The sequence below is a fragment of the Acidithrix sp. C25 genome (genome assembly GCF_904848545.2).
Map to the genome: position 1 here is coordinate 483,900 of NZ_CAJHCI020000006.1, position 13,151 is coordinate 497,050.

The following is a 13,151-nucleotide window of genomic DNA, read 5'->3' on the forward strand; positions in this document are numbered from 1 at the left end:
TTTGAATTAGGTGGCACATCGCTATATTGAACACGTTAGAACACTGGAGGAGGCTGTTAGGTTCCTTTCGCGCGCTGAATTGGTCGCTATCGATACGGAGTTTCACAGAGAACGAAGCTACTTTGCCAAATTGGCGCTTGTACAAATTGCAGCTGACGACGAGGTATTTTTAATCGATCCGTTGCGAGTAGACTTGGCTCCACTGGCAGAGGTGTTTGAATCCGATGCCGAGGCGGTTTTCCATGCCGCTAATCAAGATTTGGAGATTTTAAATCGTAAGGTTGGAACTGTTCCAAATAAGTTTTTCGACACGCAAATTGCATCCGGTTTTCTTGGTTATTCAACGCCTTCGCTTGGATCACTGGTGGAACAATTCTTAGGAATTGAGTTGGATAAATCTGATCGTTTGAGTGACTGGTTAGTTCGGCCACTCGAGGAGAATCAGCTCAAATATGCGGCTCAAGACGTACTTTATTTAGTTGATTTGCGCGATGCCATAGTGGACGCTGTTGTAAATTTGGATCGTTTGGATTGGTTAGTCGAGGAGTTGGGTGACTACATTTCACAGGACTTTTCGGGGATGATGGAGCCAAATCGTGCCTGGCAAAAAATTCGGGAGATACGGGGCCTAAAGGGTAGAAGTAAACAAGTAGCTATAGCGGTAGCGGCCTGGAGAGAGACAAGAGCTATCGAAGAGGACCGCCCGCCTAGGTTTATCTTGGCTGACCTAGCAATTGCTACCATCGCTCAAAACTTACCCAAAAGGGTCTCCGAGCTCAAAGCCCTTCGAGGAGTGGATTCTCGAAGTTTATTAAATGGGGCGGATATCGAGATAATCTCTGTAGTTGCAAAGGCGCTAGAGGCACAAGGACTGTCCGATGAGGAGATGTCTATGCCAGATCCGATTGAGCTTCCCGGTGGCGCTGCGGTATTTTTGAACACTTGGTTGACGAGCAGAGCTAAGCAGCTCAAGATCGACGCCAATCTTTTGGGGAGTCGCAGCGACATCATTGAGCTATTTGGTAGTGTTCCTCAAGGTAGGTTGTCCAAGGGGTGGAGAAAGTTGGTTGTTGGTGATTACGTTGACCGACTGATGAAGGGTGAGATAGCGCTAGCCCTTGGGGCGAACGGTGAAATTGAAATGGTAGAGAACTCTGGAGAAGTAATACATTAAATTCTCAGAGCGGAAGATAAATTTCTTCTCCAGAGGTTTCATGGTAGATTGAGTGTCGATTTTGAGGTCGACAATGAACATAGTTGGTGATTAGTTAGGTCTAAGGTCGATGCGAAAGACTAGGATTCCGTCCTCTAATGACGCGTTAGCGTCACCGAGCATAGCAAAGTCCATATAGTCGTCTTTGGCTTGTTGGATAAATCTCTGTCTTTCGGGTCCCTCTACTGGGGGAATTCCTCGAGCTTTAACGGCGCGAGCGCGGGCTTGGAATCTTTTAATCATCTCTTCGGGACTAAACTCAGTGTTACTCATAGTTAATAAGTTATCTTGAATGCAAAGTATTGCAAGCACCGTTAACGATGCGCTACTAGGCTGTTTTGGGTAAAATTGGCATCTTGAATAGACAGATGGTCACGACAAGCTTGTACCCGTCGGTGACGGCGAAGGTAGCGGATTTGGGATTGTTGCGGTTTTGAGTTATCGGCGATGTGCATCGCCTTCCGCGACTGGAAGTTTGGCTCCTTCGCTCGAAGTATTAAGGGGAGTAATAGGTGAAAAAAGGACGACATAGGCGTTACGAAGAGGCACGGATGGCCAAGCGAGCCTTTGTCAAACCTGTCGTTCGTTGTGTTGAATGTAATGGTGACTCGGTGCGCGGGCATGCAGATTGGTGCATGGCCGCCTCAGAGGAAGAACAATTGCTCGAAGAAGGGGAACTGTATTCCAGCGGTGCCCTGGACGACGATGATGATGACGAAGATGAAGAAGATGACGACGACGATGATGATGATGAATATGACAGAGACGTCAAGGGTGTTCATCGCATTATTGACGGACGTCATTAGTTGAGATTTGATAGTGCAGTATCTTATACAGTGCAGTATCTTATACAGTGCAGTATCTTATCGAGCGCCAGACTTGATGGGTTGGCTTATATGGGTGCTTAGTCGCTTTTATAGGTCTTCCCATGGACGGCCCTGAGGTGATCTTTGTTGCCTCTTTCGGACTAGATTCAAATGGGCTCACTTTCAATTAGTCTTGCCCAATTGGATGATGGTCGCTGAGATTTGTATTTTGATTGGTTTATGAAAGCGTAGAATTGCTCCGAGCTTTTGATGATGGAAAGATATTCGCAAAGATTGATGGCCATGGCCTTCAACTTGTTGTAGCGCTTCATGGTTGGTCAAGAACTTCAAATGATTTTTTGAAGTTGGTGTCAACTTTGGACATGAATCGTTTCAGGTTAGTTCGTTTTGATCTACCAGGTTTTGGCGAATCTGCCCCTCCGGACGAGCCGGTGGGAACACAATATTATGCGAGTGCTATAGATCGCGCGATCTGTGAACTCCTTAGTGGCGATGACGCCTTTGGAGAGGATTCCAGGGTTATCTTAGTGGGCCATTCTTTTGGTGGCCGGATCGCGATTCGAATCGGGGCCGCTCGTCCGAAGTGGCTTGGGTCGCTGGTTGTATCTGGAGTTCCTCTCTTTCGAGGTGGCTCGTCTCGCTCTGTGCCTCTTTCTCTATCGATCGCCAAATTCCTAGCATCGAAGGGGATAATTGGAGCGCCTCGGCTGGATAAGATCAAGTCAAAACACGGCTCGTTGGACTATCGAAATGCTCAAGGAGTGATCCGAGATATCCTTGTCAAGTCGGTCAATGAAGACTACTCCGATGCTCTAAGTATGATCGAAGTGGATACATTTTTGATCTGGGGCGCCCTAGATAGTGCTGCCCCAATAGATATGGCACGGAGGGCGCTTGAGATCTTGCCGCGTGGAAAGTTGGATGTGATAGCTGATGGTGACCATTTTGCCATCTTTAGTGATCGCTCTAGCCTCTCGAAAACGATTGACGAAATAAGCAATAATCGCTTAGGAACCCTTTGAAAGGAATCGGCGAGGGCCAAATATGATTCTGTCGCAAATTAATGTCGCAACTTCGCCGATCTTCCTCGTGGTGGCATTTGCTATCTCTGGAGTATCGGCAATTCGATGGATACGTGTGGCTCAACGCGAGCACTATGTGCCAGGATATGTCTTTCGATTCATGCTTCGGTGGTACTTTGCTCGCGACAACGCTTGGAATTTCTCTCTTTCGTTTGTCATGATACTTTTGCTCTTTGCAACCACATCAAGACCGGCAGTTGTCTCTTCGTCGGTCTTTTGTTTCATTTCGGTCGGCATCTTGACATTGGTTTTGCCTTTGGGACTGGGTATCAAAGGTCGAACTTCGCCTTTAAAGTGGACCCGTCGTGCGCGATTGCTCTTTGGCGTGACTCTCGCTATAAATTTCGTCATATCGGTTGCCTCTTACTTTTTTGGTTTGGCATCTTCAGTTGGTGCTGTTGAGATGGCAATTGCATCTTTGGTAGTAGAGTTAGGTACCTGGATTACCGCCCCTCTAGAGGAGCGTTCGATAGCCCCTTTTGTAGCGTCGGCAACTTCGAAACTTAATTCGATCAATCCCAAGAGGGTTGCAATCACTGGCTCCTTCGGAAAGACTTCGACCAAGGTCTATTTGGCTCAATTGTGTCGGGAGTCGATATCAACTCTGGCTTCTCCTGCTAGCTACAACAACCGAGCTGGATTGGCTCGTACAGTTAATGAGAATCTCCTTCCAGGTACTGACCTCTTTATAGCTGAAATGGGCACTTTTGGGCCTGGTGAGATTGCCGCTCTTGTTGAATGGGTGCGCCCAACTGTGGTCGCGATTACTGCCATTGGCCCTGTTCATCTTGAGCGTTTTGGCTCTGAGGAGAACATACTCAAGGCAAAGACAGAGATAGCCAAGTATGCAGAGGTCGTGGTGTTGAATGTCGATGACCCCCGCTTGATGGTTTTGGCGAGCGAGCTTGAGCGTCAAGGCAAGAAGATCTGGCGTGTTTCTGGCGTGGAACTTGCACGCAGTGTCGCAGTATTGACAGATGACGACGGTCGTAACGTCGTCTACCACGATCAAAGGCGCATAGGTTCGACTATGACACCCGTTGCCAAGACCAATTTGGCAGTCGCGGTGGCTATGGCTTTAGAGCTTGGAGTCACTGAAGCTGCAATTGGGAGCGCTCTTACATCTCTAGAGCCTGCCAAGAACCGTATGAACATAGCCAAACTTGAGAGTGGGGCATCGGTAGTTGACGATACCTACAACTCAAATCCTTCTGGTGCGCGAATGGCTCTTTCGCAGGCGGCAACGATGTTATTTGCCGGTTCTAAGCTGATCGTGGTTACCCCAGGAATGGTAGAGCTAGGAGATCGTCAGTACGATGAGAATCGACTTTTCGGCGAAGAGATCGCCTCAGTCGCGACCGATTTGGTTATCGTGGGACTAACCAATAAACGAGCTCTACATCGAGGAGCACTTGGCGAAGTCCAATCGGGACGTTCTAAGGTGCGAATCACATATCAACCCACCAGAGATGCAGCGGTCAAATGGATCAAAGCTAACTCAACCTCCGGTGATGTTGTTTTGTATGAGAATGACTTGCCTGACCACTATGCCTGACCACTATGCCTAAATACCCAGACGCCTAAATGCCTCTTTGGTTAGATAAAAACAGGCCTTGAAATGCCTATCGGCTATAGGTAAACAATGGTATTTCTTGGGCGCAGCCTATGGCGTCTTTGGCCGCCCCTTCACAGATCTATGAGTGCCTATAATAGAACGCCCGAACAATGGTACAGGCTATTTTACTGGACCCAAATTCTATTCCATAACGTGCCCGCCCTGCCTTCTGAGGGCTCCTTCGGCGCCCAAGGAGAGATGTGCACCATCTGGCTTACGAGCCAAGTGTGCCCCGTGCCATCACGAAAGAGAGCTTGACCATTGTTTCTCTTACTGTCGGCTGACCAGTAAATCTCCGTGGGGTGTTGCGGTTCACTCACTGGGTGGCTTTAGGGTTGAGGCGGTCGCTATCTATCTCGATAGCGTGACTTTCTTCGACTTCGACCACCTCGCGGCCAGAGGTGTTCAACAAGTCATCTATACAACTGACTATTCCACAACTTGCGACCACGCATAAGTGGAGCTTGCTACCACCATCAACGTATCTGAAATTCGATACTAGATGTCTCGTTTTTCGAGATTTATTATGGATAAACCTCCCTTTATTGGATTAGAAAGTCACTTTCGTCTTTCCGCAGGGTTGTGGAGAACTCCTTTGGTGCCTAGAACAGGCGCCAAAGTCACTAAAGGATTTTGGCGACTTTGTCATGTCCAATATTACTAAGACGCTAAGTGAGCGTGGTAGTAAATCTATTGAGATGAATGATACGGCCACTTTGAAACGATGGGGGCCGTATCGTTCATCTCTTATTTCAAAAGGCAACGTGGCAAATCAACCAGCAGTGAAATCTATCCTAATTTAGATGCGATAGTGCCAGCGGATGAGAGCGCCGATCCATCAGCTCCTGCGGTGGTAGGTGCGAAGGTGCTAACTTCGGTTGCTTCAGCAATTAGGTCTAGGAGTAGATTTTCAAATGGAATCATAGGTTCTATGAATAGATACTTAGAGAGACTTCCAGGTATGGTATTTATCTCATTGACATAGAGTTCATCGACTCCGTTTGAGAGGAAGTCAATTCGGGTTATTCCTCTCAGTGGCACCGCATCTACAAGGCGGTTGGCGTAGTTGTAGATTGACTCCCTGATGACATCCGATAGTTTTGCTGGAAGTTCACGAGGAGCCTCCACCATGCCTGTGCCGCCTACGTACTTGTCCTTGTAAGTTAAAAATTCCCCGCCAGACTTGTCTCGTAGCGGTCGTTCAATGGCCGACAGAACTAATTTAGGGAATGTTTTTACCGCAATTTGTAGATCGAAAAGATCGCTTCTAAATGGTTCGATTACTGCACCCAGTTTTAGATGAACATTAGTTCGCAATCTAGCCTTAGCGGTTTCGAGATCGCTAACCACGTCAATTCCGATGGATGAGCCCCCGTACCTAGGTTTTAGGATAAATGGTGAACCGAAGGTGATTGTTTGTGGTTGGGTCGTATGGCTCAGGAGGTGCCGGTCTAAGTGGGCTATCCCCAAGTTTGCGCATAGGCCAGCGAATGCGAGCTTGTCCATTCCTAAACTAGCACCTAAGGCGCCCGGGCCGCTGTATTTGATTCCCGCAAGATTTAGAAGGGCTTGTAAGCTACCATCTTCGCCGGGTCCGCCATGTAAGGCATTCAAAACAACGTCAATCTCAAGTTTTTTTGGCTTAGAGAAGCTCTTGCCGCCCTGATAGAACCCAGGAGAATCCCCGAGGTGAATTGTAAGTTTTTCTACCTTTGCTGGTAATCCGCTTGCGAAAGAGGAGGCCTCACAGCCATTTGGAAGCAGAAAAAAGTCCCCACCTTTTGACCAATAAATACTAGACACCTTGTGGATGGAGTTCAAAAGACCCCGTTCCGCTTGGAGGCCTGTCAGGATGGAGATGTCGTGCTCTGGTGATATGCCTCCAAAGAGAACAGCGACGTTTGCCATATCTTTTCTCCTACTTCGTATTTAGTCATAAATTGTAATTAGTGCGCAAATGAACCCGCTGGGGCATTTTTTAGATTTGCGCTACTTCAAGATGTCCAGCCTACCCGAAGATCTCTTTAGAGCCCATCTGAAATTTTTGCCGCCTAAGTAATTTAAGGTCTTTATTATTTGGAAGGAAAGTAGGAAAATTCACTCGGACCATCGATTGGTAGCAAAGCCTTTCACGGTTCCATCCTGGGGATTTATCAATTTGACCATCAAATATTCGATCTTTGGTGATTTTATGATCTGACTTTGATCATATTGGCATCAAAACGAACTCGAAGGGTTCCCTCAAAAGGCTACACTTTCCTATCAGTGCAAGATCATTTCGAAGACAAAGCCGAACAGCGCTTCACCGATGCGGGTGAAGAGGTCCTTTATGTGACCAATCCGCACTTTCTATACCTCTTTCGCGCTGTGGCGTCGGCCTTTGTCATGGCGGTACTCTTTTTCACTTCGATATTTATCTTGCCTTGGCTGCCGATCCTGATTAAGTTTTTGCTTGGCTGTCTTTTGATTGTAGCGGTTTGCTACTTTGTCTTTAAATATCTTCAATGGAGGCGAATTGAGTGCGTAGTTACTCCAAGGAGGCTGATTACGGCGTCGGGAGTTTTTACGATCCGAAGTTCGGAGGTTCCACTTGAGAGAATCGGTGAGATAACACTCAATTCGCCTCTCTTTGAGAGATTGATCGGAGTCGGTAATCTGAGAGTCGCCTCCCTTGGCGAGGATTCAGATATTAACCTGCACTTTATCCCACAACCGGCCAAGCTAAAGGCTGCTATTAATAGAGCCAGAGAGGCACGTAACACCAAAGGGACAGGTGCTGCAGCGCCAGCGGCTCTCTTTTCGGCACTCGATGAGATAGCAAAGTTGGGAGATCTTTTTGATAAAGGTCTAATAACTCGAAATGAGTTCGAGCGCTATAAAGCGATATTGTTTGCACGCTTCGAACGAGACCATGGTGCTCCTATGAGCGGTGACTCTTAAAGCTGATAGATACCACAGCAGTAGGCGCTGGCGGGTTTAGGCTCAGAAAGTGAGAAAGCTCCTCGTAGTGATCCTTGGTTATACATGCTCGAGCAGCTATCCTACTTAGCTCTGTCGGATCGCGAAAGTCTCCACGAGGACGCTCCCATCGGTCGATCTTTGGTTCGAAACCCAATGCACGAACGATTTCGACGATAATTTCGTAGTTGGGGTCGATGGGTCGTTCATAGTGATGAAATTTGGTCCAGATTTCACGCGTGCTGAAGTGTGGATGCATAGCAGTGACTTCTATTACCACCTGAGCTGCAGAAGAGTCGACCAATGCTGATATGAACTCTACAGGCGATGCAATGTTATAAAGGACGTTCGCACAGACCACAACAGCGGCACTGACTGGTTGCGAAGTCGGCCACTTGCTCGTCAAGGTCGTGAGTTTTTGGTGCGGTATCTGAAGGGTGTCAGCGGCTATTTTCAGATGGGCAAGCATCTCTTGGCTCGCATCGAGAGCTGTTAGATGGGAAAATGTCTGGTTCAGCAAGAGTGAAATGCCACCTGCTCCGGCCCCTACGTCAAGCAAGCTACGGTCGCTTGGGTCAAGTCGCTCGAGAGCCTCTCTGACTTCGCGAACTGTTGGTGTTTGTGCTCGTGAGAAGTCCGGATAGAAGAGCAAAGGATCCAAGCGGAAGGGTTCAAGGCCCTTTGCCTTGGTGAAGGAATCTGGAATCGCCCATCTCTCTAAGGACGTTGACCAAAATGAATTTAGCTTCTCTAATCGTGACTTCATAGACTTTTCGTTCAAGCAATTGGATCTTTATATCAAGACAATAGCCCTAAAAACTATTCCGAGCCACTCCAAGGCGACAACAAGATCATATTTTGCTTGCATCGATCGACTAATTTCACCTTAGGTAATAGGCCAATCGTTTCACTCGCAATTGGGAGTGAAACTTGGACCATAGGATAAAGCCGCAATTCAAACGGCGCCATTTAGGTTTGACCTAGGGTGGCCTTCTCGTCGTAGTTAGTTTTAGCCGTCACCAAGGGAGTGCGCGCTTTTTCTTTTGCATCTACGACCTCGATCTAAAGTCCAAAGGATGAAACGCTTTCGAGGGCAAGATTGTCTAGAACAATTGAGATTAGGGCGATTGCAACTTTGATACTAGTAACCTTTTGAATCAAACGTGAGGTAGCGTTTTGATACTGTTGAATCAACCCTGGGGCGCCGGCAAGCCATTTACTCCAAGGTAGGAGCCTCTAGAGATTGACTTTTGACCCCGGTAACATTTTATTAGGCTTATTAGAGAGGACTAAATACCATGGTTGGAAAGGGTGACGGCCAGAATGTATCTAATGTCGCTGTGCCTAATGACGCTTTGATCGCCTCGGGTAGCGGTGGCCAGGCGATGATAAGTAACTCTGCGCCGCTTTTAGGTTTTAGAGTGCTGGAGTTTGCCGGAATTGGTCCTGGTCCATTCTGTGGGATGCTCTTAGCAGACTTAGGGGCGACAGTCGTTAGAGTCGATCGAGCCATAGATGGTGATAAAAAAGATGACCGCGAACTTCAAGAGCGATACCTATCAGATGTGATGGGCCGCTCTAAGTTGTCGATCGACCTCAATCTAAAGGACCCTGCCTCCCGTGGAGTCCTGGAGGAGTTGATTGCCAAGAGTGATGTGCTCTTAGAGGGATACAGACCCGGAGTGATGGAGCGTCTAGAGCTTGGCCCATTGGATGTCGAGAAGATAAATCCCACGATGATATATGCCAGAATGACTGGTTGGGGCCAAAGTGGACCATTGTCGGCACGTGCTGGTCATGATATGAACTACATCTCCCTTGCCGGTATCTTGTCGATGATTGGTCCGTTTGAAGCCGAACCTGTGATCCCTCTAAACCTCGTTGGTGACTTTGGCGGCGGTGGCATGTTTATGGCGTTTTCGATCGCTGCAGCTCTAGCTGGGCGTGCTTTAGAGGAGCGATTCATGGTGATTGACACCGCTATGTTTGAAGGGGCGGCGACGCTTGCATCGATGATCTTTGGTATGCGCTCGAATGGCTCTTGGATCGATGAACGCGATAGCAACCTGTTAGATGGCGGAGCGCCATTTTATTCAATCTATAGGTGCAAGGACGGAGGATATGTGGGGGTTGGAGCTTTGGAGCCTCAGTTCTATGCGACTTTGATTGATCGTTTGGGACAAAGTGAGAACGAACTTTTCTCAAAGCAGTACGATAAGGCAACTTGGCCGGCGATGCGAAGTGCCTTTAGCGAGATCTTCCTTGGTCAGAATCGGTCCTACTTTGAAGAGCTCTTGGGCGACATAGATGCTTGCACCTTTGGGGTTTTCACTCCTAGTGAAGCGATTGACCACCCCCATAGCCGTTTTCGTGGCTCATTTAGTGAAGTTGGAGGAGTGTCTCAACCCTCTCCAGGGCCAATCTTTAATGCGACACGTCCTAGTGTGCCAGGGTTGCCTCCTTATCCTGGACGTGATCGGGAAAAGATCATGGAGATCTTTCAAATTCAAAGGTAGCGTGACCGCTACAGAAGTTGTATCGGGGCCGTAGGAGATAAAATTGTGTAACATATCCGTAATCGAAAAACTGATCGGGTCTAGTTCTTGTATCAACTAGATTCATCGTATTCAATTGTGGGTGAAAGACCCAAATAGTGATGGATGAATAGTCAAGCTAATGGAACCATCAGGGAGAATGCTGTGACGTCGCAAAGTCTCGACGTTTTGAAGAACGATGATCCACGGCTAGGCTATTTTTATCACCCTGTCGCTCTTGAGACGGAAATCACCGATGGATGGGTGAAGGCAACACTTCTGGATGTCGATTGGCTGATCGTCAAGACGTTTGATGGTTCCCTGGTGGCATATCGAGATAGGTGCCCTCATCGAAGCGCGCCATTGTCTACGGGCACTGTTTGTGATGGCATAATCAGTTGTGGCTATCATGGGTGGCGCTTTGATGATAGCGGCAGATGCATAGAGATCCCAGCCATACAAGATCAAGCTCATATTCCACCCACAGCCCGTCTAGAGGTCGCATATGGAGTTATCTGCCGGTATGGAATAATCTTTCTCGCCCCCAAGGAGCCTAACGCACCGATAATTGAGATCTCTGAGGCGACAGATAGTGCCTTTATGGCAGGGTATCTGGTTCCAAAGAATGTCCGCCAGCACTGTGGTTATTTGGCTGACAACTTTCTTGATATGGCGCATTTCCCCTTCGTTCACACTCAAACTTTTGGCGACGAGGCGACGAGGCTGGTTGACAATTATGAGATTATCTCCAAGTTGGGTGGTTTTACTGCGCGTTATGCACATCAATTTGCCAATCGTGAAGATCCAGGCGTTGCTTTGGGGGAGCGAGAGTTGATTCAGCGACGTGAACTGATCTACACCTATGTGGCGCCTTTTAGCTTGAGCTTGCGTATATCATTTTTGGAAGCAGATGGCGTCAATATGATCGGATTTTTCATATCGCCGGTAAGAGATGGTGTCTCTCGCCTGTTTTGCATTCTCTGGCGAAATGATATGAATGGTTCGCAAGCCGAGATGGATGAAGCGGTCGCCTTCGAGGAGCGTGTTCTTCAAGAAGATCTACTACTTCATGAGCAGTATAAGACAGATGGTTTCCCGCTGGATTTACGCTTTGAAGTCCATACCAAAGCCGATCGTATTACGGTCGCTCTTAGGAATGAACTTCGACGCAGATTGAGTGAGGATGCGATGTAACCTCTAGGCCTCATGGCTACAACTAGCTTTGAATGTAAGTCACATATTTCATAGGAATGCACCCCATAATTAGTCTGTTTAGGAGAAAATTAATTGGTAAAAGAAGCTTTTGAAATACCTATCGCGGAGTCTGGTCCCGTTGGTATTGAGCGGCGCGGTATTGACTATATACCTGCCCGTGAGCGCTGGGCTAAGCCGGTAAACCTCTTTTGGATGTGGGGAGGCGCGATATTCAATGTAGAGATATTGGTCTATGGCGCTGTCTTGATGAGCTTTGGCCTGTCGTTCGCTCAATCTGTAATAATCATTCTGGTTGGCAACCTCTCTTACTTTCTTTTGGGACTTACCTCTCTTCAAGGACCCGAAGCCGGGACGACGACCTTTACGATCAATCGGGCAAGCTTTGGACAAAACGGTTCTAAGTTAATAGCCTTCTTCAACTGGCTGACGCAAGTTGGCTTTGAGACAGAAGGGCTGGCTCTGATCGTAATAGCGGGCATTGCCCTCTTGTCGAAGGCCGGAATTCATACATCGACTGGAGTTAAAGTTGCTATCTTGCTGGTAGCTGCTGCGATTCAGTTGCTTCTGCCGCTCTTTGGCCACCAGGCCATTTTGAAGGCGATGAAGATGCTGTTTTTGCCCTTTGTCCTATTGTTTATCGTATTTGCGATCTTAGGACTTGGCAAAGTCAATCTTCACTCGGTGGCACATGGCGCTAACTGGCAGACTATGACCGAAGGACTTGCCTTTATCCTTGCCGCATCTGGCTTGGGTTGGACTGAAAATGGTAACGATTTCTCTCGTTATTTGCCTCGCGAGAGCTCGCACAAAAAGACAGTCGGCTGGGTCTTTCTTGGAACTTACATTCCATCGGTTGCACTTATGATTCTTGGCGCGGCCGTCGCTACTTATGTTGGCAGCGCATCGGGGAGCATCACCGGTATTGCTGAGAAGTTCACTCCTTGGTTTATATGGCCGTATTTGATCGTCTCCATCATTCAGTTGTTCGCGATCAATAGCTTGGACCTTTACTCCTCTGGAGTTACCTTGCAGGCGTTGGGGTTGAAGATCTCTCGTTGGCAGGCTGTTATCTTAGATACTATAATCTGTACTTCGCTGACGGCTTATGCTATCTTTTCTTCCTCCTTTAATACCCTATTGCAGGAGTTTATCCTCTTTATAATCGTTTGGGTTGCCCCTTGGACTGCTGTCTATCTGGTTGATTGGCTGCTTCGAAAGCGCCGTTATTCCGCTTTGGATCTGCAGCGATCAAAGGGAGGCATCTATTACCGTAATGGTGGTGTTCACTGGGTGGGTATCATCGCCCAGGTATTGGGTATGGCGGGAGCTATGTTGACAATTGACGTTTACCCCCATTACGTCTCGATCTTTTCGAACGCGACCAACGGTGCGGATATCTCGGTGTTCGTAGGATTTTTTGTAGGCGGTATCTCTTACTGGCTGTTGGCGCGAAATCAGGTAACCAAGGAAGCTCTAGAGCAACCTCTAGAAATTGACGAGTTGGCTATTGCAAATATCAATCCAAACTAGTGCCAGAGATTTAAGATTAATCTGTTGGGCTTATAGCCCCGATATGACTTGATGATCTAAAGATATGATCCCTTTGGATCCTTTGATGTTCAAAGGATCTAAAGGGATTTTTTTATCAGGGACCGCCGATAGGTGCTTGAAGATAGCGTAGATCTACATTATTTGGACTGTTATGCC

11 protein-coding genes are annotated in these 13,151 nt (G+C 47.7%); 8 read left to right on the forward strand and 3 right to left on the reverse strand.

The window, feature by feature from the left end; translation table 11 throughout:
* Positions 1 to 10 precede the first annotated feature (10 nt).
* Positions 11 to 1,174 (forward strand): ribonuclease D, encoded by a 1,164-nt coding sequence (locus ACIDITHRIX25_RS71300; protein WP_201732419.1) that lies wholly within the window; start codon positions 11 to 13, stop codon positions 1,172 to 1,174.
* 90 nt (positions 1,175 to 1,264) lie between these two features.
* Here the strand turns inward: ACIDITHRIX25_RS71300 and ACIDITHRIX25_RS71305 are convergent, their stop codons facing one another.
* Positions 1,265 to 1,486, reverse strand: coding sequence for a hypothetical protein (locus ACIDITHRIX25_RS71305; protein WP_052605833.1), 222 nt, complete (start codon positions 1,484 to 1,486; stop codon positions 1,265 to 1,267).
* A gap of 239 nt (positions 1,487 to 1,725) precedes the next feature.
* Between ACIDITHRIX25_RS71305 and ACIDITHRIX25_RS71310 the strand changes: the two genes are divergently transcribed.
* From ACIDITHRIX25_RS71310 to ACIDITHRIX25_RS71320, 3 genes are all read left to right on the forward strand, one after another.
* Entirely contained in the window at positions 1,726 to 2,019 is a 294-nt protein-coding gene (locus tag ACIDITHRIX25_RS71310) for a hypothetical protein (RefSeq protein ID WP_201732420.1), read from the forward strand.
* Positions 2,020 to 2,273: 254 nt separating this feature from the next.
* On the forward strand, positions 2,274 to 3,062 hold the full coding sequence (locus ACIDITHRIX25_RS71315) for an alpha/beta fold hydrolase (protein ID WP_201732421.1): 789 nt from the start codon (positions 2,274 to 2,276) through the stop codon (positions 3,060 to 3,062).
* A gap of 22 nt (positions 3,063 to 3,084) precedes the next feature.
* Entirely contained in the window at positions 3,085 to 4,677 is a 1,593-nt protein-coding gene (locus tag ACIDITHRIX25_RS71320) for a Mur ligase family protein (RefSeq protein WP_201732422.1), read from the forward strand.
* A gap of 849 nt (positions 4,678 to 5,526) precedes the next feature.
* Here the strand turns inward: ACIDITHRIX25_RS71320 and ACIDITHRIX25_RS71325 are convergent.
* Positions 5,527 to 6,645 (reverse strand): D-alanine--D-alanine ligase, encoded by a 1,119-nt coding sequence (locus ACIDITHRIX25_RS71325; RefSeq protein ID WP_052605837.1) that lies wholly within the window; start codon positions 6,643 to 6,645, stop codon positions 5,527 to 5,529.
* Between the two features lie 357 nt (positions 6,646 to 7,002).
* On the opposite strand from ACIDITHRIX25_RS71325, the gene ACIDITHRIX25_RS71330 reads away from it, so the two are divergent.
* A complete protein-coding gene (locus ACIDITHRIX25_RS71330; protein WP_201732423.1) occupies positions 7,003 to 7,677 on the forward strand; it encodes a PH domain-containing protein in 675 nt (224 codons plus the stop codon).
* Here ACIDITHRIX25_RS71330 and ACIDITHRIX25_RS71335 read toward each other — a convergent pair.
* On the reverse strand, positions 7,658 to 8,461 hold the full coding sequence (locus ACIDITHRIX25_RS71335; RefSeq protein WP_152626033.1) for a class I SAM-dependent methyltransferase: 804 nt from the start codon (positions 8,459 to 8,461) through the stop codon (positions 7,658 to 7,660). The two genes, ACIDITHRIX25_RS71330 and ACIDITHRIX25_RS71335, sit on opposite strands and share 20 nt — an antisense overlap.
* 532 nt (positions 8,462 to 8,993) lie before the next feature.
* Here ACIDITHRIX25_RS71335 and ACIDITHRIX25_RS71340 point away from each other — a divergent pair.
* From ACIDITHRIX25_RS71340 to ACIDITHRIX25_RS71350, 3 genes are all read left to right on the forward strand, one after another.
* Positions 8,994 to 10,211: a CaiB/BaiF CoA transferase family protein gene (locus ACIDITHRIX25_RS71340; RefSeq protein ID WP_201732424.1), complete on the forward strand. Its 1,218-nt coding sequence runs from the start codon at positions 8,994 to 8,996 to the stop codon at positions 10,209 to 10,211.
* A gap of 183 nt (positions 10,212 to 10,394) precedes the next feature.
* Complete coding sequence (locus ACIDITHRIX25_RS71345; RefSeq protein ID WP_201732425.1) at positions 10,395 to 11,423, forward strand: Rieske 2Fe-2S domain-containing protein; 1,029 nt, start codon at positions 10,395 to 10,397, stop codon at positions 11,421 to 11,423.
* A 93-nt stretch (positions 11,424 to 11,516) separates the two neighbouring features.
* A complete protein-coding gene (locus ACIDITHRIX25_RS71350; RefSeq protein ID WP_052605842.1) occupies positions 11,517 to 12,974 on the forward strand; it encodes a purine-cytosine permease family protein in 1,458 nt (485 codons plus the stop codon).
* The last annotated feature ends 177 nt before the right edge of the window (positions 12,975 to 13,151 follow it).